At 37.9% G+C, this 25,481-nt stretch carries 23 protein-coding genes, 3 tRNA genes and 1 pseudogene; 9 read left to right on the top strand and 18 right to left on the bottom strand.

Translation table 11 applies throughout. The annotated features are described in order from the left end of the window. From I6F65_RS01570 to dnaQ, 9 genes are all read right to left on the bottom strand, one after another. A partial coding sequence (locus tag I6F65_RS01570; RefSeq protein WP_197111189.1) for a transposase family protein occupies positions 1 to 137 on the bottom strand: 137 nt, incomplete at its 3' end. A 127-nt stretch (positions 138 to 264) separates the two neighbouring features. Next, entirely contained in the window at positions 265 to 2,301 is a 2,037-nt protein-coding gene (locus tag I6F65_RS01565) for a TonB-dependent receptor (protein WP_197111187.1), read from the bottom strand. 208 nt (positions 2,302 to 2,509) lie between these two features. After that, complete coding sequence (locus I6F65_RS01560) at positions 2,510 to 3,868, bottom strand: histidine kinase sensor domain-containing protein (RefSeq protein WP_197111185.1); 1,359 nt, start codon at positions 3,866 to 3,868, stop codon at positions 2,510 to 2,512. 61 nt (positions 3,869 to 3,929) lie between these two features. Beyond that, positions 3,930 to 4,577 (bottom strand): response regulator transcription factor, encoded by a 648-nt coding sequence (locus tag I6F65_RS01555; protein ID WP_331461410.1) that lies wholly within the window; start codon positions 4,575 to 4,577, stop codon positions 3,930 to 3,932. A 221-nt stretch (positions 4,578 to 4,798) separates the two neighbouring features. Continuing rightward, positions 4,799 to 4,875, bottom strand: a tRNA-Asp gene (locus I6F65_RS01550). Positions 4,876 to 4,916: 41 nt separating this feature from the next. Next, positions 4,917 to 4,993, bottom strand: a tRNA-Asp gene (locus I6F65_RS01545). Between the two features lie 27 nt (positions 4,994 to 5,020). Continuing rightward, a tRNA-Asp gene (locus I6F65_RS01540) sits at positions 5,021 to 5,097 on the bottom strand. 98 nt (positions 5,098 to 5,195) lie between these two features. Continuing rightward, positions 5,196 to 6,566, bottom strand: coding sequence for a TIGR03503 family protein (locus I6F65_RS01535; RefSeq protein ID WP_197111184.1), 1,371 nt, complete (start codon positions 6,564 to 6,566; stop codon positions 5,196 to 5,198). Positions 6,567 to 6,575: 9 nt separating this feature from the next. Then, complete coding sequence (gene dnaQ / locus I6F65_RS01530) at positions 6,576 to 7,289, bottom strand: DNA polymerase III subunit epsilon (RefSeq protein ID WP_166113773.1); 714 nt, start codon at positions 7,287 to 7,289, stop codon at positions 6,576 to 6,578. A 68-nt stretch (positions 7,290 to 7,357) separates the two neighbouring features. Between dnaQ and rnhA the strand changes: the two genes are divergently transcribed. After that, positions 7,358 to 7,822, top strand: coding sequence for a ribonuclease HI (gene rnhA / locus I6F65_RS01525; RefSeq protein WP_197111183.1), 465 nt, complete (start codon positions 7,358 to 7,360; stop codon positions 7,820 to 7,822). 109 nt (positions 7,823 to 7,931) lie between these two features. Here the strand turns inward: rnhA and I6F65_RS01520 are convergent, their stop codons facing one another. Continuing rightward, complete coding sequence (locus I6F65_RS01520) at positions 7,932 to 8,708, bottom strand: class I SAM-dependent methyltransferase (RefSeq protein WP_024612062.1); 777 nt, start codon at positions 8,706 to 8,708, stop codon at positions 7,932 to 7,934. Positions 8,709 to 8,761: 53 nt separating this feature from the next. Here I6F65_RS01520 and gloB point away from each other — a divergent pair, with 53 nt between their 5' ends. Together gloB and I6F65_RS01510 are read left to right on the top strand one after the other, a co-directional pair. Then, positions 8,762 to 9,535, top strand: a complete 774-nt coding sequence (gloB, locus tag I6F65_RS01515; RefSeq protein ID WP_166113776.1) for a hydroxyacylglutathione hydrolase — start codon at positions 8,762 to 8,764, stop codon at positions 9,533 to 9,535. A 160-nt stretch (positions 9,536 to 9,695) separates the two neighbouring features. After that, entirely contained in the window at positions 9,696 to 11,285 is a 1,590-nt protein-coding gene (locus I6F65_RS01510; RefSeq protein WP_024612064.1) for a LysM peptidoglycan-binding domain-containing protein, read from the top strand. Positions 11,286 to 11,371: 86 nt separating this feature from the next. Here the strand turns inward: I6F65_RS01510 and I6F65_RS01505 are convergent, their stop codons facing one another. The 3 genes and pseudogenes from I6F65_RS01505 to I6F65_RS21680 form a co-directional block, all read right to left on the bottom strand. Next, positions 11,372 to 11,821, bottom strand: a complete 450-nt coding sequence (locus I6F65_RS01505) for a flavodoxin (RefSeq protein ID WP_197111182.1) — start codon at positions 11,819 to 11,821, stop codon at positions 11,372 to 11,374. Next, entirely contained in the window at positions 11,821 to 12,585 is a 765-nt protein-coding gene (truC, locus tag I6F65_RS01500) for a tRNA pseudouridine(65) synthase TruC (protein WP_231613075.1), read from the bottom strand. Before truC ends, I6F65_RS01505 begins: the two co-directional genes overlap by 1 nt. A 27-nt stretch (positions 12,586 to 12,612) precedes the next feature. Further along, a pseudogene (locus I6F65_RS21680) lies at positions 12,613 to 12,897 on the bottom strand (YqcC family protein); the annotation flags it as partial. Positions 12,898 to 13,001: 104 nt separating this feature from the next. On the opposite strand from I6F65_RS21680, the gene I6F65_RS01495 reads away from it, so the two are divergent. Both I6F65_RS01495 and I6F65_RS01490 read left to right on the top strand, forming a co-directional pair. Further along, positions 13,002 to 14,030 (top strand): DUF3549 family protein, encoded by a 1,029-nt coding sequence (locus I6F65_RS01495; RefSeq protein WP_197111180.1) that lies wholly within the window; start codon positions 13,002 to 13,004, stop codon positions 14,028 to 14,030. After that, a complete protein-coding gene (locus I6F65_RS01490) occupies positions 14,031 to 14,330 on the top strand; it encodes a DUF3301 domain-containing protein (protein WP_024612069.1) in 300 nt (99 codons plus the stop codon). A gap of 843 nt (positions 14,331 to 15,173) precedes the next feature. Here the strand turns inward: I6F65_RS01490 and I6F65_RS01485 are convergent. Next, a complete protein-coding gene (locus I6F65_RS01485) occupies positions 15,174 to 15,827 on the bottom strand; it encodes a GNAT family N-acetyltransferase (protein WP_197111179.1) in 654 nt (217 codons plus the stop codon). 223 nt (positions 15,828 to 16,050) lie between these two features. Here I6F65_RS01485 and I6F65_RS01480 point away from each other — a divergent pair, with 223 nt between their 5' ends. The 3 genes from I6F65_RS01480 (at position 16,051) to I6F65_RS01470 (ending at position 17,532) form a co-directional block, all read left to right on the top strand. Next, entirely contained in the window at positions 16,051 to 16,287 is a 237-nt protein-coding gene (locus tag I6F65_RS01480) for a DUF2789 domain-containing protein (RefSeq protein WP_024612585.1), read from the top strand. Between the two features lie 191 nt (positions 16,288 to 16,478). Then, complete coding sequence (locus I6F65_RS01475) at positions 16,479 to 16,745, top strand: hypothetical protein (protein ID WP_024612586.1); 267 nt, start codon at positions 16,479 to 16,481, stop codon at positions 16,743 to 16,745. 13 nt (positions 16,746 to 16,758) lie between these two features. Beyond that, complete coding sequence (locus tag I6F65_RS01470; protein WP_024612587.1) at positions 16,759 to 17,532, top strand: Zn-ribbon-containing protein; 774 nt, start codon at positions 16,759 to 16,761, stop codon at positions 17,530 to 17,532. A 65-nt stretch (positions 17,533 to 17,597) separates the two neighbouring features. On the opposite strand, the gene syd is transcribed toward I6F65_RS01470, so the two are convergent. After that, positions 17,598 to 18,137 carry a SecY-interacting protein gene (syd, locus tag I6F65_RS01465; RefSeq protein ID WP_197111177.1) on the bottom strand — a complete coding sequence of 180 codons (540 nt, stop codon included), beginning with the start codon at positions 18,135 to 18,137 and terminating at the stop codon, positions 17,598 to 17,600. 59 nt (positions 18,138 to 18,196) lie between these two features. Between syd and queF the strand changes: the two genes are divergently transcribed. Beyond that, positions 18,197 to 19,042: an NADPH-dependent 7-cyano-7-deazaguanine reductase QueF gene (queF, locus tag I6F65_RS01460; protein WP_197111175.1), complete on the top strand. Its 846-nt coding sequence runs from the start codon at positions 18,197 to 18,199 to the stop codon at positions 19,040 to 19,042. 72 nt (positions 19,043 to 19,114) lie between these two features. On the opposite strand, the gene I6F65_RS01455 is transcribed toward queF, so the two are convergent. Genes I6F65_RS01455 through I6F65_RS01445 form a run of 3 tightly spaced genes read right to left on the bottom strand, consistent with a single transcriptional unit; the run spans position 19,115 to position 25,470 of the window. After that, positions 19,115 to 19,999: a peptidylprolyl isomerase gene (locus tag I6F65_RS01455; protein WP_197111173.1), complete on the bottom strand. Its 885-nt coding sequence runs from the start codon at positions 19,997 to 19,999 to the stop codon at positions 19,115 to 19,117. Positions 20,000 to 20,053: 54 nt separating this feature from the next. Continuing rightward, complete coding sequence (locus tag I6F65_RS01450; RefSeq protein ID WP_197111172.1) at positions 20,054 to 23,743, bottom strand: translocation/assembly module TamB domain-containing protein; 3,690 nt, start codon at positions 23,741 to 23,743, stop codon at positions 20,054 to 20,056. Next, the gene (locus I6F65_RS01445) at positions 23,743 to 25,470 is read right to left on the bottom strand and encodes an autotransporter assembly complex family protein (protein ID WP_197111171.1); all 1,728 of its coding nucleotides are present in this window, start codon (positions 25,468 to 25,470) and stop codon (positions 23,743 to 23,745) included. The genes I6F65_RS01450 and I6F65_RS01445 overlap by 1 nt, the downstream gene beginning before the upstream one ends. Between the last annotated feature and the right edge of the window lie 11 nt (positions 25,471 to 25,481).

The following is a 25,481-nucleotide window of genomic DNA, read 5'->3' as shown; positions in this document are numbered from 1 at the left end:
TCTTCCCAGCCTTGGCATCCAGACACAACAGCGCTGACGGCTAAGAATATGATATCAAATAGTTTATGAACCACTTTACCTTGTTGGCGAGGATCATCGATTGATTCGAAATATTTAAATAGCTGAATATCAAGCATGAGAATGCTCCTTGAAAAAAGGAGTATAAGATCATACTTTTAAGTCAAGGTAAAGTTCGTGATCTTGCCCTGCCCAAAAGACCCACTTTTTAAACGATTTTAAGAACATAAAATAAGTTACTTATTCTTAAAACTGATAAGAAATCGATAAGCGAATATCGCGCCCAGATTCGTATGGACCAACAACAGTGTCAAATACTTCACTGTAATCACCCACACTTGAATGATCGATATATAACTCATTAAATAAGTTAGTAACAGCAACATTAAATAATAATGCATTCGTCACATTCCACTGCCCATATAAATCAACAGTGGTATAGCTTGGTTTATTTAGGGTATATAAAGAATCAGTCCAACCAAGGTCAACAGCTTGATGAAGAGTATCAATATCGAGTGAATCGACTTTAGTTACACTAAAACCAACCTTTGCATCGGTGTTAATGTCGTAATCAACGCCAGCAACCCATGTATTGCCTCTGCTATTACCTAAACCGACAAACTCATAGCCATTAATATCAATTGCATCATAACTTACACTGTACAACCCATCACGTGGGTCAAGCTCTGTATCAGTAGCTGAAAATCCAATGAAGAAATCAAATGAATTTAAACGATATGCTAGGTCAAACTCAAATCCTTTAGTCTCTAACGTGCCTATATTGTTATAAACCGAGTTTCCTTCATACCCTTCAAATATCACATCATCTAAAGACGAATTATAAATACTTGCCTTAGCGGATAAATTTTCATTAGTGTACGTTATGGATGCTTCAATATTAGCTACGGTCTCAGGTACTAAACTTTCATCCGCTACTGGAATATCTGAACCGTCATATAAATATCCATCAATGGTAAAGCCATCCCCTATTTGTTTACCACGCGCGGCTTCAGCATACCCAAGCCCTACTGTCCAAGCATCATTAATGTCATATGCTAAACCGATATTAAAGCTCACTTCATTGTCGTCTAAACTCGATGCGCTTTCTGTAATTGCAGTGCCATAATATTCATCTAATAAGATGTCTTGTTTAAACTTATAACTATCAAAACGCACCCCATAACTCAGTAAAAGTTGTGGAGTAATATCACTATAACCTTGTGCATAAACACCCAGTACACTGCCTTGTTCTGAATTTTCTTTTGCACCTGCTGCAGACCCACTCGATACTTCATCGTTTCTATAATCAATGCCATAAACAAATTTATGTTCATCAATAATACTTGTATTACGAATATCTAAGCCATATGTGTCAATGTCAGCAAGCCAAGCAAATCGACCGCCATTAAAAGATGATTCGGTTTTGTATGCTGTCACCTCTAAATACAATAAGTTATTGTGAGAAAATATATAATTAGCAACGTAAGTCTCTCGCTCTGCTTCACTTGGGTACAAAGCATCACCTTCTTGTACCGCCCAGTTAGGGCGTGCTGAAAAATCCCCTTCTTCGTCGCGTTTTTCAATACTTACCGACAAATGATGATTATCTGCTAACTCACCACTGGCTTTAATAAACATCATATCTTGATCGGCAGCCGTACCATAAATAGTATCGCCATCACCATCTTCCATGTTGTCGCGATCCACAGTACTGAAATATCCTAGTACACCCCATGTATCACTTAATTTACCGTATACACTGGTGCTTAAACGCGTACCGTCATTTGAAAAGTAACTTGCTTTAACACGTCCACCAAATTGTTCACCTTGATTAAGTAGGTCTTGCGCGTCTTTAGTTTTAAAGCGGATAGAGCCGCCAATCGCACCAAGACCACTTGTTGCTTCTCCGGCACCTGCTTGCACATCTATTTGCTGTAATAGGTCAGGATCTATTGTTACACGACCAATATGATGAAATAACGTTGATGTTTGCTGTGCACCATCAACCGTTATATTTAATAAAGAATCTTCAACACCACGAATATAGATCTTTTGTGCAACGCCTACCGAGCCACCCACACTAACAGAAGGTGAATGTCGAAAAATGTCAGCCAGATCACTTGCTTGATATTGTTCTATTTCTTCAGCTGTAATACTCAAATTAGTTGCAGAACCAACTACAGATATTTTTTCAACAGACGCTGTATTTTTAGCAAGTTCTTGCGCGTATATAGGTGAACTAAATGATGCACAAATAGCACTCATTAAGGCTAATTTTTTCAAGGGGGACGTTCCTTCTTAATTGCAAATAAGAAGGATTATCATTTTCTTTTAATGAAAAGCATAGCAATTTTACATTTGTTACATTTAGGACATATACAAAGACGTGTTAGGTGCAATCTACTTTAGTTGTCTAAAAACATGTAAGTAAGGGCGTGAGCAGGACGAGAAAGCGTTGCTCAGTTTTTACAAGCACAATATAAAATGTAATTTATACACCTTTAGGAACCGTTACAGTCATCACTAAACCACCTGCAGTATCGTTTTTAGCAAATACTGTTGCAGCAATCGCATGTAATTGCCTTTGTGCTAAAGCAAGCCCTAAACCAAAGCTATCACTGTTGCATGAGCGAGCTGAATCAATCCGGAAAAAAGGTCTAAAAATAGTATTTAAATGCTCTTTAGGTACTCCTGGACCTTGATCTGCAATAATAATTTGATATTCATGTTTATAATCAATGAGGCTAACCCGTACTTTTTTATTAATGGGTGTGTAACGTAGTGCATTTCTAAGTATGTTCTCCAGTGCTTGACCTAATGCTCTGTGATTACTGTTTTCAATATGGGCTTGATTAGGTAAGTCAGCAGAAATCAGTTTATCTGGGTACTCAAAACGCCCATCTTCAATGAGAATTTCGAGTAAATCGACTAAATCCAAAGATTCAATGCGCAACTGAGGTGACTCGTTATCTAACCAGGATAAAGTAAGCGTGTCATCCACTAACTTACGGATGTGCTGTGACTCTTTGTGAATACGCTCTAATTTGATTTGCGTGTCTTCTACACCTTTTTCTCTGTGAGTGAGTAAATTGTCAGTTGCTATGTCTAAGCGTGTTAAAGGTGTTCTCAACTCGTGAGACAGATCAGTTAGTAATACACGTTGATGCATAATCTGATCACTGATCCGCTCTGCCATTAAATCAAATGTTTCAGCTAACTGGGATAGTTCATCATTGCGTGAGCCCAGCTGCTCTCGAACTCTGACACTAAAGTCTCCTTTGCTAAATGCCCTACTTGCTAAGTCGAGTTCTTTAATGGGATGCATAATATGGCGATATAACACAATCGATAAACACACCAATATCAGCATTGGTAATAAAACTTGTAACGACAAACGTGTTAAATTCCAAAGTGATCCTGGGCGCATTCTTTGCGGCAACTGCACAACAAGGCTAGTTGCACCATCTTTAAAAGGTAATTGCATAACGGGTGCATGCTCAAAATACAGATGGATTTTCCAATCAATACTTCGCCCCAAGTTATACCCTGTATACTCATAACGATGAGAGCGATTACCAGCTAACTCAACCACATTGGCTTTAGCAATTACAGCCCAAATATTTTCTTGTTGTTGTAAATCATCAACCCAACGCTCAAGTTCGCTCATATCGCCTTGATCAAATATAACCTCAGCCTTTTTTTGCCAATTAATTAACTCTTCTCGGCTTGAGTCACTTAACATGCTCATATCATTTTCAAAATGATTAACCGCGACATTAATTAAATAAAACATCGCAACAACACCAGTACCAATAATTAAGCACAGCTTCCAAAATAAACGTCGTGTCATTTAATACAGTACCCTTGCCCATGCACAGTGTGTAAACGGCTGCCATCCCAGCCGGCGTTATTTAATTTTTTCGTATACGACTCATATGCATATCTAAACTACGATCGTACTGACTGAAACGCTTGTTAAGCGCCACTTGATATAAAAAAGGTTTTAACAGTATTTGTTCTTGGTTTTTCATTAAAATTTGCAGCAAGGCAAACTCAATAGGCGTAAAAGCTAATAGCTCACAATGCAGAAAAACCTGCTGGTGTAGGCTATCTATTTCAAGTCCATCAATATTAGCAATGTAAGGGGTATTTGTGTCTTGTTTAAAAACGCGCCTTAGTACTGAATCTACGCGTAGTAATAATTCTTGGCTATTAAACGGTTTTGCTAAGTAATCATCTGCACCGGCTGATAAACCTAGAATACGCTCTTCTTCAGCATGTTTTGCCGATACAATTATTACAGGGGTGTTATTACAACTACGTAAAATATTAAGTACTGCTAAACCGTCTTTGCCCGGCAACATAACATCTAATAAAATAAGACTAAAACGTTGAGCAACCGCTAAATCAAGCGCTTGATTACCATCAAAACACTGTGTAACAGAGTATCCTTGGTTGGCTAGTAATTCCGTAATTTGATCATTAAGTAATGTATCGTCTTCAACAACTAAAATATCAAAATCAGATTTGTTGCGTTGATAGGCCTGTGGTGCAGACATAGAAAGCCATAATTTTTATAGTATTAAAACAAATTAAAGCAAATGGTAATACAAATCAATATCAAAAGCAGTGTGTAGGAAAAAAGTTAACTTTTTGAGTGTTTTGAGTGTTTTGAGTGTTTTGAGTGTTTTGAGTGTTTTGAGTGTTTTGAGTGTTTTGAGTGTTTTGAGTGTTTTGAGTGTTTTTTCAAGCATAAACTTGTTATTGAGGAAATAACAAGTGGCGGAGTGGACGGGACTCGAACCCGCGACCCCCGGCGTGACAGGCCGGTATTCTAACCAACTGAACTACCACTCCATAATAAGAATATGTTTTACAACCATACGTTGTGTAAGTGTTGGCGGAGTGGACGGGACTCGAACCCGCGACCCCCGGCGTGACAGGCCGGTATTCTAACCAACTGAACTACCACTCCAGCTTAGTACTTACAAGTTTTCGAAAATGGCGGAGTGGACGGGACTCGAACCCGCGACCCCCGGCGTGACAGGCCGGTATTCTAACCAACTGAACTACCACTCCATATTTCCGGTGCCGTTTAGGTCTCCCTTAACAGCGGCGTGAATAATACGAACCAGCCCCTATTTCGTCAAGGGCTTTTTTACTTTTTTATAGGTTTTTTAGTCATCTGACATCGAAAGGTTTAAAATTTCACCTGATTTGTCATTTTTTGACCCGTTTGAACTACTTTGATTATTTTTGGAATCAGTCATTTCACTATTTTCGTCTTTCTTTTTATTTAAGAAAGGCAGCTTAACTTTAAATGTAATTGGTTTTTTCTGAACAAATATACGAACACCAAGCCAACCTATTAATAAAACGAACAAATTACAACCAACTATTAAGCTAATTAATGTCGCTGTTGCCATTTTCTCTTCTTCGGGTTCGCTCTCAATTATAAGGTCGGGGTTAATTATTGTACTAGGATCGATTTCTGGTACGGCTTCGATAGGTCGTGCTATTTCAAATTTGTATGTCGGGAGCGTCGCCATAAATTCACGACCATTAATATTTGTACCAAAAACAGACAACTCAACACTATATCGACCCCAATCATAATTTTTAATTGCAAGCTGACGTGATGCATTAGGTGCGGCATCAATGGTAAACATTTGTTCTTCATTATTGGGATAGTAAATTTTACCCTGAATAAGCACTGTTTCTGCTTTAACTATTTTACTATCAATATTAATAGTAAGCAGATGCTCATCAATATTTTCCTCACCGAGTACAATATCGTAACTAAAAGGAGGCTCATGAACGATAATTGTGTCTTGCACTATACGGCGCTGTAGTAAAGGTGTTGCAACGTACAATTCTGGTATCCACTCTCCTTCTGGAAAATCTAATTTAAACTCACCAGTAAAAATACCGTCGTTTGAGCGCTCATCAAATTCCCGTCCGTCGTCTTTAAATGAGGCGACTTCTTGTGTGCTAGTCCCAAAGTTAGCAAATGCATCATTATTAGTACTAACAAAGTCGACATTGAGGCTCACCACATCTTTAAATAAATTGGCATTAATTGACTCGCCATCATTTAATATTTTTCCAGTGATTTTGAGTGTCTCACCTCTAAATAACATAGGCGGGAGTGGATCTGCCAAAAGAGAAATTTCCCCAAGCACTACAATTCGGCTTTCGGGCAATATACTGCCGATTACTTGCCATGGCCCTGGCATAGGATTTTTAATAGTAACAAGATCGTAGTTTAGCTCGTCAAACCACTCCAAATTAGGGTTTTTAACCGACTCAGTAGCAAAATACTTGCTTCCGTCTGGTCTGACTAAAATAACGGCTGGCGCGCCTGACTTTCTAAAGAAGAGTAAAGTTATTTCATCAACTTGGCTGTCGATACGAAAACGATTTTCTAAAAGAGGGATCTCATTTTGTTGCCCGTCGCGCTTTAGTACCTCAACTTGCTTAACACCATACGCATGGCTTGTAAAAAAACTAGCTGTGCATAGCGCTGTTACAAAATACATCGTTTTCATTTATTAGCCTTATTCAGCGCGCCATAAACATTGACCGCCTTCTTTATTAACGAGATCTAATCGCGCCTCGTGTGCGCTTTGTTCTGCATCATCTGCATGCAATACAATAAGCGGCGCTCTATCGCTACTTAAACGTTTTATTCCACCCTTTTGTTGATCGCTGCCATCATCTTTATTTTGATTCAAATTCAGCTTTGTTTGACCCCCAGTCATAGCAAGGTAAACATCAGCTAATATTTCAGAATCCAGCAATGCGCCATGCAAAGTACGCTTAGCGTTATCTACATCATAACGACGGCATAATGCATCAAGGTTGTTCTTTTGACCTGGATGCAAGTCACGCGCCATTTTAAGCGTGTCGAGAACTTGGCAAAATGTACTTGTTTTAGGATAGCCCTGATTAAGTAATGCAAATTCATTGTCCATATGCCCAACATCGAACGGTGCATTATGGATAACGAGTTCAGCTCCTTCAATATAGTCGAAAAACTCTTGTGCAATTTGATGAAACAACGGCTTGTCACGTAAAAACTCATTAGTAATACCGTGAACGTCTATTGCTTCCTCTTCGCTTGCTCGTTGTGGATTAATATAAACATGAAAGTTATTACCTGTTAAGCGGCGATTTACTAACTCCACACAACCAATTTCTATAATACGGTGCCCTTGTTTAGGGTCGATGCCGGTGGTTTCTGTATCTAAAACTATTTGTCTACGTGCCATATCGAATTTAGCCTGATTCTGGTATCTTTCTATAATCACTTTATTGTACATAAGATCAAGGTAAAACAGTGCAAAAAACCGTAGAGATTTACACCGATGGCTCATGTTTAGGTAATCCAGGCCCCGGCGGTTATGGTATTTTTATGATTTACGATGCCCACGAAAAAGAATTAAGCCAAGGCTATAAACTCACAACTAATAACCGAATGGAAATGCTCGCGGCTATTGTAGCCCTTGAATCACTGACCCGCCCTTGTGTTGTAACTATAACAACCGACAGCCAGTATGTTAAACAAGGTATAGAATCGTGGATTGCTAACTGGAAAAAACGTGGTTGGTTAACATCCGCTAAAAAACCAGTTAAAAATGTAGATTTATGGAAACGTTTAGATAAAGCATGCAGCGAACACACTGTAACTTGGAAATGGGTTAAAGGCCACAGTGGTCATAAGTATAACGAAATAGTTGACGACCTCGCTCGCGACGCAGCCGGTAGTAAATATTTACTAGAGGATGTAGGCTACCAGCCTTAAAATACCTTTATTCTTAATAAACTTATCTCAGGCAACAGTTTAAAATTTTTGCCTATAGAGCATTTACTTTATTAAAAATTAATGTATCTGCAAGACATTTAATAATCACTTAACTATTATTTTTGTCTTGCTCACATTGCTTAAAGTGTTGTTTAGATGTTTGCCTTAGTCCGGCACCTTTTACTGGTGAAAACTGCGGTCTAGCATGCCACTTAGGTTTAATAGGCGTAAGTGGCGCAACTCTTTTACGTGCCACCAGCATATAAACACTGCCCATCGGTTTTAAATATTGCTTAGCAAAGGTACGCCAAAATTCAAACCTTGATAACCGATTTCCTCTTGCTAATGATGAATAAATAAAACGCTCATCGCCTACAATTTCAAATCCTAATAAATTAAGCCAATCTTTAACTCTTGCCGGAGTAAAAAAGCGCCCTGTCCACGGTAATTTTTGCCCACTAAAGGGCAGCATTTGTGCAAGTCCGCATAAACTAAATGGGTTAAAACCTGTAATAACAATATACCCACCAGGAATTAACGTGCGGTGAGCTTCGCGTAAAATATGATGCGGATCAGAGTGATACTCTAAGCAATGGCTTAAAATGCACGCGTCAACGCTATGCTCATAAAATGGTAACTCATCTATATCAGCAACCACCCCAGTGTAAGGTCCAGGCTCAGCAACACATACTTGGTGCTTAATAGTGCTGATACTTGTATTTAATTCTCCGCTTAAATTACCTAACTTAAGCATATGATAACCAAACATACGGGGTAACCATGGTTCCATTTTACGTTCAATGCCTGCACGTAAATAGTCCCCATGAGGAAACTGCTGCCACGACAGTGGTTTGGGTCCTTCTTGAAAACTAAGGGCTGGTTTCATTTTATGAGCTCGTTATACTATGTGTTAACTGTCACTTTATAGAGCAATTTACCATGGTGCAAGTCAAAGCAATTAAAGCCTTTTCCGATAATTACATTTGGTGCTTAACAAATAGTAATAGTAACCAAGCTTGGGTAGTTGACCCAGGTCAAGCCGAACCAGTAATAGCGCACTTAGCTGAGCATAACTTAATACTTGCTGGCATTTTAATTACACACCATCATTATGATCATACAGATGGTGTAGCAACATTAGTTGCCAGCAATCCAAGCATACCTGTTTATGGTCCGGCTAATAGCCCATTCAAAGGGATTACTCACCCACTAAAAGATGGTCAAAATATTAATGTACTTAATGTTGATTTCAATATTATCGAAACGCCAGGACACACGCTAGACCATATTTGTTATACCAATAACGAACTCGCATTTACCGGCGACACATTATTTAGTGGAGGATGTGGGCGTTTATTTGAAGGTACTGCAGAGCAAATGTGGCATTCATTTAATAAACTACGTAGCTTACCTGAAAGTTGCAATGTGTATTGCACACACGAGTACACGCAAGCAAACCTTGCTTTTGCAAAAGCAGTTGAACCGCGCAATCCTGAACTACTTGCATACAGTAAAAAAGTTGATGAACTGCGTAGTCAAAATAAAATATCTTTACCGACCTCAATTGGGCAAGAGCTGAAAATAAACCCATTTATGCGAAGCGACTTACCTACAATTACAGAACTCGTGCCAACAAAAATGTCCTTAGTTACAAAAAACAATGAACCTTGGGAGAACTTTGCGAGTCTCAGACAGTTCAAAGACAATTTTTAGCACAAGCGTTATTATTCAATAATAATTACTAACTAACTAACTATCAAATAGTTAAAGTTAGTTAGTAATTAAGCGTGATGTATTGAAAAGTCATTAAGTGGCAATGTTTACTCATAACGGGTAGTATTCGCCGAGTTTTTTACTCGATGTATTGGTATTTATGAATAAATCTCCCCTTTTATTAGCCTTAGTATTAGCACTAAGTGGTTGTCAAACGCTGACAACCCAAGATTCAGACTCACAAGTTGCTAATCAGGCAAACGAACAGCTCGAAGGCGCAAGCCCTGACGACATTAACAATGCATTGAAAATAAACGCACAATATCAGCAAGTAGCTGATGATAATGACGACGAAGCAGCCCCTATTTTTGATGATGTATGGGAGCGTATTCGCTACCAGCTTTCTATAAAAGTCCCACAAAATCGCCCAGTCGTAACGCAACGTAATTATTATGCAAAGCATCAAGCTTATTTAGATCGTATTTCTAAACGAGCAGAACCATACCTACACTTTATTGTAGAAGAAGTTGAAAAGCGTGAAATGCCAATCGAAATAGCCCTACTTCCTATTGTAGAAAGTGCATTTGACCCTTTTGGTTACTCTAACCGTAGTGCATCCGGTATTTGGCAATTTATGCCACAAACCGGTGAGCGTTTTGATTTAAAGCAAAATTGGTGGTACGACGGTCGTCGTGACATTGTACAGTCAACACGAGCTGCTCTTGATTATTTGTCGTATTTACATAAAACCCTTGATGGTGATTGGTTAAATGCAATTGCTGCCTATAACTCAGGTGAAGGTCGTTTATTACGAGCAATAAAAAAGAACCGAAAAAAACACCTACCAACCGACTTTTGGTCACTTGATTTACCAAGTGAAACAACGGCATATGTCCCTAAATTACTCGCGCTCGCTGATTTATTAAAGCGTTCTGATGATTTTAACGTTACGTGGCAACCCGTTATTAATGCACAAGTAGTTGAAGTAGTTGATGTGGGATCGCAAATTGACTTAGCACTCGCAGCTGACATGGCTGATATAACACTGACTGAACTATACAGATTAAACCCTGGCTTTAACCGCTGGGCAACTGATCCAAACGGTCCACATTTTTTACTATTGCCAGTGGATAAAGCAGAACAGTTTAGTCAAAAACTAGCTCTTACCGATGCAAAAGATCGACTACGCTGGCAACGTTACACTGTTGTACGTGGTGATAGTTTATCGGTTATTGCGAAAAAATTTACGACTAGCTCTAGTGCAATTAAATCATTAAATAAATTAAGCTCTAATACTATTCGTGTAGGTCAAAAGCTACTAGTACCACTTACTGATGGTGCAATAAATAGTGAGCATTTACCTAAGCAGATGCGCTTAGCTGCAAATAAGAGTACGCGTACAAAGCTTTCGCATACAGTAAAAAGTGGTGATACGTTGTGGGATATTAGCCGTGAATACGACGTAACTATGGATGACTTGGCAAAATGGAATAAGCTAAGAAAAAATTCTGTACTACGCTTAAATCAAAAGCTAACCGTTTATAAATCGGCTAATAAAACCCAAACTGCAAAAAACAGAACCGACCGTACAATTACTTATAAAGTACGCCGGGGAGATTCATTAGCACGTATAGCGTCTAAGTTTAATTTAACTATTAACGATATTATTAAGTGGAACAATTTGGCTGGTGAAAAGTATTTGCAACCAGGTCAAAAGCTAAAACTTAAAGTAGATGTAAGAAGTAGCTAATTTACAAAGCCATAAACATGAAAAAGGAGCGCATGCGCTCCTTTTTGCTCTTTACCTTAGCAACTTTAGCTAAAATAATACGTAAATTAAGATGGCAGCTTTTCCAACCAACTTTTTAACCAAGGCTCTGCAACCGGCCAAGGTTCAAAATCTTCGCATGCATCAATCTCTAAACGATTACCAACAGGCTTTGCTTGTAAATCACGTAATAGCTCATCAAAACTGCGGCCTGCCCCACAAAAGGTATCACCGTAACTTCTGTCACCCATCGCAATTACACCAAAAGGCTTATCAGTTAGCATAGGAAAGGTACTATTCAGCGCATAAAATAGTCCCGCTAAATTATCTGGCACATCCCCTTGCCCCGTGGTTGAGGTAACAATTAAAATGTGTGATGCGTTCTTAATATCATCCAGCGCAGGCTCACTAATAACAGAGACAGTGTGCCCAGCTTGTTCAATTGTTGTTGCAACTTCGTCGCTCAAACGCTCAGCACCGCCATTAACGCTGCCTACAAAAACACTAATATGTGCCATTAATAATCCTTTTCATCTTCTGGCCAACCAAGTTGCTTGCAAATTTGCAGCATTTCTTTACCTAGTGGCGCTTTAATTGTTATTGATTCATTACTGTAAGGGTGCACAAAACTAAGCTCAGTTGCAAATAACATTAGTCTTCTGAACTCAAAATGCTCCCTAAAAAATTGGTTATGCTGGTTATCACCATGATTTACATCGCCAATAATAGGATGTGACAAATGCTTTAGGTGCCTGCGAATTTGGTGTTTACGTCCTGTTTTTGGAAAACACTCAACTAACGAGTAACGTATTGTTGGGTATTTGCCTATCGGGATAGGAAGCGCGACTTGGTGCAAACAGTTAAACTGCGTTTGCGCCTCTTGCGGGGCTTTATCTTGATCTGCAAACTTATCGGCTATTTTATCAAGCTCTTCTTTTAATGGTTTATCTAAAAATACCGACTCAGGCGCAAAACCACGCACTAAGGCTAAATATCGCTTAGCGATAGTGCCTTCAATAAATAGCTGGTTCATATCACGAGCAGCTTCTGAGCTTAATGCAAAAAGCAATACACCGGATGTTGGTCTATCGAGTCTATGAACAGGGAAAACATGTTGCCCTAATTGGTCACGCAACATTTGCATTGCAAATTGGGTTTCGTGTTTATCTAAAAATGAGCGATGAACGAGTAAACCTGAAGGCTTATCTATCGCTACATAGTTTTCATCTTGATACAAAATAGTCAGTTCGCCATATTCAATTGGCGCTGGGCGCTCACTCATTTTACCTCCTAAAAATGTATCTAGGGCTGTTAATATTTCAATAATTTCATCGCTGCCATTTTTATTAATAAGTGTCATTTGCGCCATAGGTGCAATCGCAAAATTACGCGGTAAGGGTTGCTTACAGTTAATTAACAGCTCAACTTTTTCAATAAATACAAACTGTAACCACTGCTCAAATACAATAGTATCGTGACAAAATGGTACATTAGATTGTAATAACTCAGGAGCTATTGGCTCACTTTGCCAAAGCTGATGCTTTTTTAAAAGCGACTTTAATTGCTCTAAATAAGCTTGGGTTTGCTGGTACATAACCACCCTCTTTTATATATGTTATACAATTATACCCTGTTCCCTCATAAGCAGCTATGTCGTATAATTAATGTAATTTTGCAGTAAAAACAGTTGAGAATACGATGAGTGAACAAATAGCTACATTAGGGCAGCTTTTAGATAACGCGGGTACTCAATGGCGTGCTTTTGATATTGGCAGGCATATTACTAAGCTTGATAAAAAACAATTTTTAGCTATTGAACAAGCACAAGTTCCTTATCCTTACCCTCTTGCTGGTCATGCTTGGTTAGCTATTCAGTTTTGGGATGTTAAAGCCAGTAAAGAACCGTATGTATGGTTTTTAAAGTTCCCAGTTGATGAGCAAAGCATGCTTGTAAGTGCTAGTCGCGATCACTTTGCCGATATGGTTATTCAAGCATTAGGCACTGAAATTACGGGAGAACAAGCCGATGGTAAGCTCGATAATAACCCATATATTTTTACACCAAACGCAAATAAGTTAGCTGCATTTAACGCCCAAATAAAAGTCCTACTAAAACAACCAGCATCACAATATTACGAACATGCACAATTGTATTTTAGCGGTAAAATTGGCTTTGATAATTGGCAGAGTGTTGCATTACAAGGTATTGCGGACTTTGCGCTGCGATTAGATAGCGATACAAACTTAAGCAATCTCAAAAAAGCATGGTCGCATTTACCAGTTGAGGTACTACAGCCACTCAGTGCTATGCTTGAGCATGTAGAAATACCAACATCGATAAGTGAATTACTTGTTGATTATGCACAAACAGCTATCGATAATAAAGATACCATAGCTATAACCTCAGCACTTAGAGCTATTTCAAAAGGTCAGGCTCAAGGGTTATGCGCTCAATTAGTAGATAACGTATTAAGCTCACCTGTAGGACAAGATTCAGACGTGTTATTAACAATTGCTGGGCGTTGTTTTACTCAATTAGAAAACCCCGAGCGTTTACATATATTTATGGATAACTGTGCACATCATCAACAAATTGAAGAACTATTTCCAAGTATTTTTGCAGACTTAGTTGCAATACCCACTATTCGCCCGCATTTATTAGGCTTATTACGAAAAGAAAATCGTAGCGAAACCCTCGCGCGTGCAATCGGAAGGTTATTCTCTTAAATGGCAAGTTTATGGACGTTCATACTCATTGGTAGTGTAATTTACTTATTTTGGCTTAATCGAAAAATTGCAGAGGCTGCTAATGCTCATGCTAAACGTCAAAGTGAACAATTGCAGGTTCAGTTAATGAGCGTTGCATGTGCTAAACGTCGTTTTGGTTTTTTAAAAGACAGTAAACCTGGGATAAAAAGCGAATTTATATTTGAATTTTCTAGTGATGGTGAAAATGCTTATCAAGGCGTGCTTATTATGGAAAATGAATTATTAAAAAGTGTGGTTGTTCCACCGCATAAAATTTAAATTATAAGTGGATTTAATTTAGGGCTAAATTAAATTTATTCAAACACAAAAAACTAAGGCGTAACTAAAGTTACGCCCCAATTGGACTGCATCCTGCTAGATATCCATTATCTATAAATCCGTATTATCATCCCCTGAACGAGTAAACAACCCTGTTTACCCTCACATTGCATACCGCAATATCCCTTCGCCATCCTGGCTATCAAACGTAAACTAACGCTCGGCTACATCTGCAGCATCATCCGTGGTAATCCTTTAAGTAGCTCCTGCCACTTTATGCATCCTGCATATCCTATTGCCGTCTTGGCTATCGTACGTAAACTAACGCTCGGCTGCATCTGCAGCATCATCCGTGGTAATCCTTTAAGTAGCTCCTGCCACTTTATGCATCCTGCATATCCTATTGCCATCTTGGCTATCAAACGTAAACTAACGCTCGGCTACATCCTGTAACATCATCCATGGTAATCCTTTAAGTAGCTCCTGCCACTTTATGCATCCTGCATATCCTCAACCATCCTTGCCATCCGTGTAAACTTGTCCTTTTTGCTTCTTGCTAGCATCTGCTATGTTGCCTATTCCGTATCCTTGGCAGTAACTTAATCATTAAGCTATGTCGTCTTGACAAAGTGAAGTTTAAAGCAAATGGGCTTCAGTAATAGCACTTAACATTAAATAATTATTTGTCACAAATATGCAAAATTTAAATAGTTAATTAATAACAGTTAGTTAAAGTAAAAAAGACCTCCTAATGGAGGTCTTTTACTGATAATGCTCACGACAATGTGAGATATATCTCACGGTCGAATGTCCGATCCGGCGCATATGCTCACAATGTTTATTTTACTCAATTAACGATACTGTTGATTTAAACAGCAGTTCTCCGTCAACACGGTTAAAAGTAAGCTGTTTAAACGATGTAAAACCTTCTGTTTTGAAAAGTACTTTGTGCTCTTTTCGCGTAACAAAAACGGCAATACCTGTAGACTCTTTGTTAGATTTAACCAAATCATCCAGCCCTCTTAATAAATACCGACCGAACCCCTGTCCATGGAAACGTGGATCAACAGCTATAAAAGCTAAAAAGTAATAATTACCTTGCTCTTTTAACGCATCACGAATAGTTTGCTCTTTTTCTATCAATTGATTTGTTTGCAAATAACCTGCGCTCAGCATTAGCTTTAAACGCCAGTGCCAATAGCGTTGTGCTTGTAGTTGGCTGTTAGATGCAAACACACATGCAACACCTTTTAACTTATCATTACGGTATAGACCAATCAGTGGCTGTTTTTCTTGCCAAAAACTACTGAGTTCTTCTCGAATTAACGAACGTAACTTTTTCTCATATACCGATTTATCATCTTCGCTATAACTAAGCATATTTTGTAATACAGGATCGTCATGATAAGCCTGGTAAATTAGACTTGCAGCCGTACTAATATCCTCTGATGCTAAATATTGTACGCTTAATGTATCGATTGGTGTGATTGCAGTCATTGTATTTCCTTTATCCTTGTATTACTTATTACTACGCCTTACAGTTGTTAAAGGCTTACTTTTTATTCATAAATTAAGCTTTACTTAAATTTGGTCTCAAGTTAACTATATACCTAAAATAATTAATATTTAAGGTAATTAACCGTAAATTCAGCGAGAGTTTAACTAGTTAGGAGTACCTTATTTTTAGTATTAGTTTTCATTCACTACAAGGAGCAATATCATGGACACGACAAAACACGACATAAACACACTATTTGCACAGCTTGGTTTACCTAACTCTGAATCGCAAATAGATGAATTTATTGCCTCTCATAAACTTGAAGATACTACATTACTACAAAACGCCCCTTTCTGGGATGAAGCTCAACAACACTTTTTAGCCGAATCGCTTGAACAAGATGGTGATTGGAGTGAAATAATTGATGAGTTAGATGTTCGCATTCGTCAAAACAAATAATCTGCTCTGGAGATATTGAACTGAAAAGACTTTTTTAGTTCAATATCTTAATAAACCTCTAAACCCGAGTTTAAATTAAATAAGTTTATTTGGTACGTTAGTTAATGTACCCACCTCTATTTATTGCTAACATAGCACCTACGCTGCGGTTACAAGCTGCGTATTTATTTTATTAAAGAGTTATAAATCTAATGAATTCAGTTGTATTTGATGCAATTAAAGCCCTTCTTGATGAAGGCAAAATCCCGACTGTAGCACTAACAAAAGCTCGTTTGGCACAACCAGTGCCAATGCCAATGATTATTGCTGCAGTGAGCCAATATAAAAATAACCCTGATTCAATTAATAACTTTATGAGAAACCCACAACAGGCAGGCAATACCGGGCCTAAAACAAACCAACTTGATAGAATTGAGCAAAAACTCGATCAGTTACTTGCCCTGCTAGAAAAAAAATAATTTGAGACTATAAATGTTCGTTGTTGATTTAACATTTGATTGCTACCAAGACACCACTTTAGAACAAGCCGAACAAGCAATAAATCGCTTGGTTAATGCATTGCGTTTTAACGGTCAAATAATGGGTGAAGAATTTCCAACTGTATTAAAAGACGGTTACTTTATTACTCGTGTTATGTGCCCTACAGAGGATGCAATGCACCCGCTTAATAACAGCCCTTTTGTTAAACACAGTATTGAGAAGTTACATACCGCAGGGTTACTCGCACCAAAAGTAAAAGTTATTGGTCAAGATATTCACTCAAACGGCGCTGACTGTTGCAAAGAGCCTTCGAGTTATATTTTATATACTACTTATGTTCATACTTGTAGCCCGCTTTACTGTGGAGATGATTTTTTACCGGTGCCGTTATTTCATATTCCGGCTATTGCTAATGGTGATTATAAAACGCTAATAAAATGGCAGGAAGATTGGCAAGCCTGTGACCAAATTCAGATTAATGGTGCTACGCGTTGTGAGTTTCCGGCACTTGAGGAAATTTCGAGTATAAAAAGTGATTTATATCGTCGCGGAAAAGACATTACTAAACGAATTAGTTTTTTAACCAAAAAACCTGTTTACTATTACTTATATCGCGTAGGCGGTGCAGATAAAAAGTCTGAACTTGAACGAAAATGCCCAAGCTGCAATGGTGATTGGAAGTTACCAGAATCATGGTTTGGATTGTTTGATTTTAGATGTGAGCCATGTGGTTTGGTATCAAATATTTCGTGGGATTTTCAATAAACACACAAACCAGTTAGATGCTAAATTTACATTTAACTGGTTTTTAAAAAGCTAAGTTATAAAAATCAACCCACTAACGCTTTCATAAACTCTTCAATATTAGCAGCTAAAACGTGATGCGTTTTTTTACCTACATGTTCTAAACATACTTCGCCTGTTTGTATTAAAACACTAACAAGTAAATCATCTTGGTCTGTTAAACCAATAAATACAGTTTCTGGTTGCTTAAGTTTGCGTTTCATTAATACATGACCAGTAATATTTTGCTGTAATAAATCAAAGTCCTCTTCGTTCCACGCTTGTAATAGCTCTACTTGGTGACCGTCAATAGTGGCTAAAATACTGCCGCCGTACATATGCCCATAAAACGTACTTAGGTCAGCCGGGAATGAAAGATCTAATGCGTTAGCTAAATCGTTTAATGATCTTGCTGGCTGCTGCAAAGTACCTTGCCATTGTATAAAGCCTTGCTCGTCCACTTCTCCTAATTCACATGGGCTTGCCCATTGTTCATCATGCATCATAAGTGGATACTTTGAGGTGTTTTTAAGGCTTTTTTCACTAAATTGTTTATGAAGTTGGGCTAAATGCAATGCTACAGACATACTGTGAAACTCATTAAAATTAGATATAATGTGCCCATTGTAACTATTTAAGAGCAAACATGACAGATTACAGCAATTCTCCAGACCTTAAAGGCAGCGTATTAGGCCAATCTACCGAATATGTTGATCAGTACACACCCAGCTTGCTTTTCCCTATTGCCCGCAAGTTAAATCGTGATGCTTTAAATATTGACGAAGCTGCACTCCCTTTTAAAGGTCAAGATATTTGGACCGGCTACGAACTTTCTTGGTTAAACTCAAAAGGTAAACCACAAGTTGCCGTGGCATTATTTATTTTTGAATGTCAGAGCAGTCATATTATTGAGTCAAAATCGTTTAAGCTCTATTTAAATAGTTTTAATCAAAGTCGCTTTGAAAGTCGTGATGTAGTAAAACAACATCTTATTAATGACTTATCAAACGCAGTAAATAGCCCTGTAAAAGTAACCCTTTATAGCGCTGATGATTTTAATTGTTTACCTTGCACTTCACTACCTGGCGAATGCATTGATGACTTAGACATTGAAATTGATAACTACCATATTGATGCAAACTCGCTTCAGTCACAAAACGATAAGGTGGTAAGTGAAACACTGCACAGTCATTTACTTAAATCGAACTGCTTAATAACCTCTCAACCTGATTGGGCAAGTATTATTATTAGATATACTGGTGAGCAGGTATGTAGGGAGTCGTTATTACGTTATTTAATTTCATTTAGAACGCACAACGAATTCCATGAGCAGTGCGTAGAGCGTATTTATAGTGATTTAACTACACAGCTCAATATTAAAGAATTAGAGGTCTATGCACGCTACACACGCCGTGGTGGGCTAGATATAAACCCATATCGTTCAACGCATAATAATGACACACCGTTTTCGGTTAAAATTAATCGACAATAAAGTTTTAAGCAGCGTTTAGTCCAAATACAAAAAGGAGCCATGGCTCCTTTTTTGTTATAAACATTAAAGCTGTTAACTACCACGCTTAGTTGGGATTGGCATACCGCATACATCAACATAGTTATATTTTTTAATAAACCAAGGCTCACTGCGGTTTTGTCTGGCTGTAATTAAACGTTTAAAAGCAGATGAATCAGTTTTCAGTACTTTAAATGTGCTTCTATCGCTTTTAACATCTGCAAGAACATGTATATCTGCAATAGGGTTAAATACTTCATTAGCTGTTGCAACTCGCTTTAAGCGATTAAAATGCTCCATGCCTTCAAGTACACGACCAAATACTGTAATGTTTTTATCAAGATAACGCGGACCTTGCCCTATTGTTACAAAAAACTCAGTGTTTGCGCTGTTTATATCATTATCACGCGCCATAGCAAAAACGCCATTACAGTGTACTTGCCAAGTTTGTGTATGTACTGCATTTTGCGCAACGGCAAAGCCGTTTAAAAACCCTGTAACCGCAGCATACCCATCGCCCTCAAGCTCTGTAATTAAAAGTGGCTCATTTGTCGTTAAATAAAATTCAGCAGGGAGTGTTTTCTCAGCCGTTTTAATTAACTTTTTCCCTGAACTATCGCCACCTTGCGCAACAAAACCTTCAACAAACCTGTATACGCTGGTATTTTTATAAAATCCTTCACGCGCTAACTTTTTTATATTACTTGTATGTTTAGGTGCTAACTGCGAATTTAGTTCAACATATGCAGCACCTGTTGGTAGGCTTATTTTTAAAATATTTTGCCTATTAACAACTCGCCACTCTTCGTCTGCGGCATTGGCAATTACTTCGTTTGCAGTCAATGTTGGCAATTTCGGTTCAGTTAAATTGCCAACGCCTTGAGAGCTACAACCACTTAAGTACACGCTCAACAGCGCTATTAATATGCGTTTATTCATAATTAATTTCCTTATTATTTGTAGTTATTATTTATAGTTATTATGAGTTTTTAATTATTCCCAATCGAACTTATAAAGCACATCAACGTTTTGATAAAGGCCGCTAGTTATTTCTATATATAGCTGCGAAAGTAATTGATAACGTACGGCAACTTCACTCAATGAATCGAACACACCAACACTGTATTTAACTTGTAAGCTTGGTGCTACATAGCCTGATATTTCAACCTTAGTGCTATCGCCAGAGCCTGATGAGCTCAAACTTACATCAGATAAGCCAAACGTTTCACCAACCTTTGATACAACCCCCTCACTACGGCTAACGCCCTGAGAGAGTAATAACTGCGTTAACATTGCATCACTTGATGAGTTTTCGCCACCACCTAAAGGTTGACCGTTAAGTAAATATGCAAGAGCTTGCGCTTGATCCATAGCCGGTTCTGAAAACACTTTAAGTACGGGTTGCTCAACATTACCAGTAAGTGTTACCCCAGCAACCACATCGTTTGCTGTGTTGCTTGGATTTCGAATTGCTTTTATATTTAAGTACGGCTGCTCAATAGAGCCACTAAAGCCTACTTGTCCAGTCCTAATTATTAAATCTTGTCCAAAGGCTAAGTAAGTGCCATCAATAAGGTTAAGCTCGCCAGTGGCTATGATAGGAGCGCCTTGGCTCATTTTTATCGCCAAGTCACCCACAATTTTTGACTCCAAGCCAAACGACTCAACTTTTACGTCATTTTTAACAATTACCTTTAAATCAACATCGTAATTAAAAGGGACTTTTTCGGTTGCTTCACTTTGCTGATCAATAATAATTTCATCGTCGCTTACTTGTACTGCGCCCTCAGGTAGCTCTTCAATCATTATTCGACCATAAGGTACAACCACTTCACCAACTAGCTTTAATGCATTATTAGCCAAGCCAATTTTTAAATCAGGCGATACTTTAAATGTAACGCCCTGCTGCGCACGAACAAAAAACTTATCGCCTAATACCACAACATTTACAGCTGGCTGCTCGCCTTGCCAATCAACATCTCCGGTTAGGTTTATTTTACCGCCTTGGTTGTCATTTAAGTTGCCTTTAATTGTGGCTTTTGTTTTATCAAACAATACGCTTATATTAGATTTTTGTAGCGCGATAGGTAACTGTTCGCCTTCTAAATTAATATCGCTAATATTGAGTTCTCCGTTTAATAACGGATCTTTTAACGTCCCAGCTAATGCTACTTTACCGCTTATATCGCCTTTTAACTGTTCTAAAGTTTCAAGAAAAGGTTGTAGATCTGAGAGTAAAATTTTATCAATGTTAATACTGCCATCAAGTCCTTGGGTATTTTGTATATCATCTATATTAATTTGCGTATTTATTTTACCCAGTACACTCGACTCTAAATTAGCTTCAAGTTTGCCAACCTGCGAGTCTGAAAATGCACTTATATTAAGTGTTTCTATAGGTAATTTAAATTTGTCTTCTTCTGAGGTAAGTACCGCTGTTAACTCATTAGAATTTAGATTAGCTCGGAATGTTTTAAGTGCACCAGATTGCCAATTAACAGCAAAGTCGCCTTTTATGTCGCCTCGAGTACGTATGTTTTCTGGCAGCAAATGTTTAAGTTCTTCAAGTGACAAGTTACTAAGTGTTGCATTAAATTGCCCTAACGCCTTGGTTTGCGACAATGTATCGATACACAGTTTACTTTGATTTGACTCCCAGCAGTGTGCGCTAACATCAAAGTCTCCACTTTGTGAATCAAACATTACGGCTATTTTTTTTGTATTACTAAAGCTTAGTTTTTTATCTGTAAGCGTTATATTACTTAGCTCGCCGTCCCAAATAGTGTTATTAAGCTTACCATTCACTTCAAGCTCTAGCGCACCTTGTTCAGCATCAACAGAAGCCGTAAGTTGATGGTCCGTTTTATCACCGCTGGCATCAACTTTAATATTATTAATTTGTTGATCAGCAACAAGCGCTGAGTCCACATTAATGCTTAAGTTTGTTTGCCAGTCAGTTGCGGTATCTAGCTGCCCTTTTACCGATAGCTTATTAACTTGTATTTCGTTAAAAATAAAATTATCTAGCATTAACGCTAAATCAACTGACGGAGTAAGCCTTTCACCTCGTACTTTTAAATCAGCCTTACCATTGGCAATAAATGGCATATTGGCTTGCTCATCGCTTTTTAAAGAAACAACACCATCTACTTCCCACTTATTACCAACTTGACCACTAAGCGCTAGTTTATTGGCACCACTACTTAAATAGAGACTATCAATATTTGCTTTTAAAGTGTTGTCTAACTTAAAGTTTGACGCAAACTCTAGCGGTATATCATTAAGTAAACCTGTTAATTTGGTATTGTTCATTTGCAGCTGCCAAGTGTCGGCTTTAGTATTAAATGCACCTTTAAACTGCCCTGAAATATCACTTGTTACAGCATCTGTTAAGTACTGAGCTTTTAAGTGAGATAAAGCGCCTGTAAAGTCAGCTTTAATACCATTTTGCCAATCAACTTTTGCTTGTATGTTTGCACTACTATCGTTAGCTTTTATTGAAAGTGTTTTGAGCGTTGCATTGGTAAGCGAGCCATTGAGTTGAGTATTTAAATCAACTGCTGGATAGGCACCTAATTGACTATTCCCCGTTACACTTAATTGATAGTCGTCGGCATTTCCCTGAGCACTTAAATTTACGTTGCGCACTTTTAATTCATTACTTTGTGCATCAATAAGCCATTGGTTAATTTTACCGTTTAAACTAAAAGGATAATTTTTTTGTTTAAGGTTTGCCGTTGCCGAAAGGCTTAAAGGAAACTGACCAGTAGTATCTAAATCAATATTAAGATTTGATAAATCGCCTTTTAAAAGAAGGTTAGCGCTGTTTTCATCGCTTTTTACAATAATATGCCCTTTAATTGGCATATTGCCAGCAAGCTGGGTATCAAGCTCGGTATTTAAACTCCATTGCTCATACTTAGCAGATAAAGACTGCACGTTAATATTTGCACCCTCTACACTAAGTTGCAGTGCAATATTCTCAATATTGTGTTGCTGCTCACCTTGATTAAGTGTCACTTTAGTAATATCAAATTGTTCAATATATATATTAAGCGGCGAGGTAAATTCTATATTAGGTAATGCCGGTAACTCTGTAATAGGTGCTGAAGCAATTTGCTTTGTTTGTACTTTTTGTGGTGTTGCTTGCTCTTTTAATGCAACAACAACATTTGGAATAGTTAAGCTTTTAATTGTAAAGTCAGAGCCCTCTGCTTTTGCTGATAGCTTAAAGTTATTAACGATTACATCCGCACTAGGGTGGTTTAAAGCAAACTCCCCCACAGAAATATTTTTTAATGAAATATTGAACGGTAAAGTGATTTTTTCAAGAGGCTCAGTTGGTGCCTCTTCTTCACTTGGTGCTGAAGGAGGTAATGTAAGTTTTATTGATTTAGCACTTAAGTTGTCAATGCATATACCATCACACTGCCACCAAAATAAATCTAATTTTAACTGTTGAGCATTAAAATCAAGCCCATTACTATTAAAACGTACATTAAATGCATCGTTATACAAAAAACGTCCATTTTTAATATCAATGCTTAAACCATCGACCGCTTTATTGACGCTATAAGCAATAAATTGGTTACCAGGTGAGGTGAATAATAAACAAAATAGTGTTACCAAAAGGGTCACTAATAAGGCACTAACAACCGCTGTTATTTTTTTAAATACTGACATTAAATTTCAGGCCCTATAGTAATACTTAAACGAGTACTTTTACTTTCTTTAGTCAAGCCCCAAGCATGATCAATTCTGACAGGGCCAACAGGTGTTAAATAACGAAAACCAAAACCTGCGCCCACTTCAAACTGGTCCGAAAAGTCATTTGTTGCTGTACCACCATCAACAAACAAAGCAGCTCTCCAATTTTGGGAAAACTGGTAGTTATATTCCATTGTGCCTGATAGTAAATACTTACCACCAATTAATTCACCATCTTCATTTTCAGGCGAGATAGACTGGTACGAAAAGCCACGAACACTTTGATCGCCACCTGCGTAAAAGCGAAGTGAATATGGAACATTGTCTATATCATCCACTAACATTGCTCCTACATTAGCTTTCAAAAACACTAAATGACGGTCTAAATATGTTCTTAACCAAGCATGTTGTAATTGCACTCTTATTAAATTAGTACTGGAGAGCACATCATCTAAACCAAACTCAGCAGATATAAGCCATTGCTCGCCCCAATATGGCGTTGTTCCACCTTTTGATTTTTTACGCGCGTAGCTAATGCCGGGCATTAACATCTCAGTACTCTCTTCTTCTTCATCACCTATACGATAGGTTTCTTGGTCTCGGCGTAAAAAGGCTGTACGGACCCATTTATTTTCAGTTAACCATTGGCGCTGAACTTGACCAGTTAATATTTCACTGTAAGTATCATTTGTAAGTTCATCTTCTAATTTATAACCTACCGAAAAACGCCATAAATCATCATTAGGATCGTCAACAGGGACGGTATAAGCCATAGAAATATCTTGCTGCTTTTGCGACACATTTAAATTTGTTTCAAGATAATGTCCATCTTCGGTGATCCACGGTTTAGACCACTTAAAACGTATTTTTGGACCTAAATCGGTGCTAAAACCGCCACCAACCTCGTAACTATTTGCAGGCTTGGGTAATACATCGACTTTAATTGGAACCTGCTTATTTTTACGTGCAGCAATGTCGGCATAAACACGCACACTGGCAAAGTAAGGAGTGCTTGATAAATCAAGGTTGTAGTCTGCTATAAATGTTGATTTATAAGGCTGCCCTTGAGTAAAAGGTGCAATAGAGCGAATATACTTTTCGGCAGGTGTATTACTCGCAATTTCAATATTACCAAATTGATAACGAATCCCGGTATCAATAACAAATGTAATAACAGCGCTATTTTTTTGAATCGAAATTTCTAGCTTTCGAGCAGGCCATTTTGCATCAAAATAGCCAAGTTCTAACAACATAGACTCTATTTTTTTGTGAGCCGTATCGTATTTACCATGGTTTAATACATCACCTTGCTTTAAGCTAGTATTTTTTATAAGTGATTGAAGTTGTTCATCCTCTTTACCTTCACCCTTTACGGTAATATTGATTAATTCAATTCGAGTTGCTGGTCCACGCTCTACTTTAACAATTAAATCACTGTCGTCTTTATCAAAATCAACCTCAACTACTGGGCTGTAATAGCCAAGCGCTTTTATGCTGTTTTCAACTTGTGTTTTAGCATAACGACGAAGTGTACGTGTTGGTTTTTCGCCTATGAGTTGCTTTAAATAAAGAGCAACATTATTTTCAAGATCGCCATTTAACCCTTTGATCTCGTAATCTTCAATGACCTTTTCGGATGCAAAGGATTGCGTACTTAAAAAAAGGCTTAAAACACACACGCAACGTAAAAACGAATTGAACAAGTAAATATCCT

Source organism: Pseudoalteromonas sp. SWXJZ94C (genome assembly GCF_015864385.1).
Classification (GTDB): domain Bacteria; phylum Pseudomonadota; class Gammaproteobacteria; order Enterobacterales; family Alteromonadaceae; genus Pseudoalteromonas.
Note: the sequence above shows the minus strand (reverse complement) of the source record. Positions and strands in the feature narration are given on the sequence as shown.

Bases quoted from the DNA above. Each gene is read 5' to 3' on its own strand.
- I6F65_RS01560 (WP_197111185.1), bottom strand. From the start codon at position 3,868: ATGACACGACGTTTATTTTGGAAGCTGTGCTTAATTATTGGTACTGGT.
- I6F65_RS01555 (WP_331461410.1), bottom strand. From the start codon at position 4,577: ATGTCTGCACCACAGGCCTATCAACGCAACAAATCTGATTTTGATATT.
- I6F65_RS01535 (WP_197111184.1), bottom strand. From the start codon at position 6,566: ATGAAAACGATGTATTTTGTAACAGCGCTATGCACAGCTAGTTTTTTT.
- dnaQ (WP_166113773.1), bottom strand. From the start codon at position 7,289: ATGGCACGTAGACAAATAGTTTTAGATACAGAAACCACCGGCATCGAC.
- I6F65_RS01520 (WP_024612062.1), bottom strand. From the start codon at position 8,708: ATGAAACCAGCCCTTAGTTTTCAAGAAGGACCCAAACCACTGTCGTGG.
- gloB (WP_166113776.1), top strand. From the start codon at position 8,762: ATGGTGCAAGTCAAAGCAATTAAAGCCTTTTCCGATAATTACATTTGG.
- I6F65_RS01510 (WP_024612064.1), top strand. From the start codon at position 9,696: ATGAATAAATCTCCCCTTTTATTAGCCTTAGTATTAGCACTAAGTGGT.
- I6F65_RS01505 (WP_197111182.1), bottom strand. From the start codon at position 11,821: ATGGCACATATTAGTGTTTTTGTAGGCAGCGTTAATGGCGGTGCTGAG.
- truC (WP_231613075.1), bottom strand. From the start codon at position 12,585: ATGAGTGAGCGCCCAGCGCCAATTGAATATGGCGAACTGACTATTTTG.
- I6F65_RS01495 (WP_197111180.1), top strand. From the start codon at position 13,002: ATGAGTGAACAAATAGCTACATTAGGGCAGCTTTTAGATAACGCGGGT.
- I6F65_RS01490 (WP_024612069.1), top strand. From the start codon at position 14,031: ATGGCAAGTTTATGGACGTTCATACTCATTGGTAGTGTAATTTACTTA.
- I6F65_RS01485 (WP_197111179.1), bottom strand. From the start codon at position 15,827: ATGACTGCAATCACACCAATCGATACATTAAGCGTACAATATTTAGCA.
- I6F65_RS01480 (WP_024612585.1), top strand. From the start codon at position 16,051: ATGGACACGACAAAACACGACATAAACACACTATTTGCACAGCTTGGT.
- I6F65_RS01475 (WP_024612586.1), top strand. From the start codon at position 16,479: ATGAATTCAGTTGTATTTGATGCAATTAAAGCCCTTCTTGATGAAGGC.
- I6F65_RS01470 (WP_024612587.1), top strand. From the start codon at position 16,759: ATGTTCGTTGTTGATTTAACATTTGATTGCTACCAAGACACCACTTTA.
- syd (WP_197111177.1), bottom strand. From the start codon at position 18,137: ATGTCTGTAGCATTGCATTTAGCCCAACTTCATAAACAATTTAGTGAA.
- queF (WP_197111175.1), top strand. From the start codon at position 18,197: ATGACAGATTACAGCAATTCTCCAGACCTTAAAGGCAGCGTATTAGGC.
- I6F65_RS01455 (WP_197111173.1), bottom strand. From the start codon at position 19,999: ATGAATAAACGCATATTAATAGCGCTGTTGAGCGTGTACTTAAGTGGT.
- I6F65_RS01450 (WP_197111172.1), bottom strand. From the start codon at position 23,743: ATGTCAGTATTTAAAAAAATAACAGCGGTTGTTAGTGCCTTATTAGTG.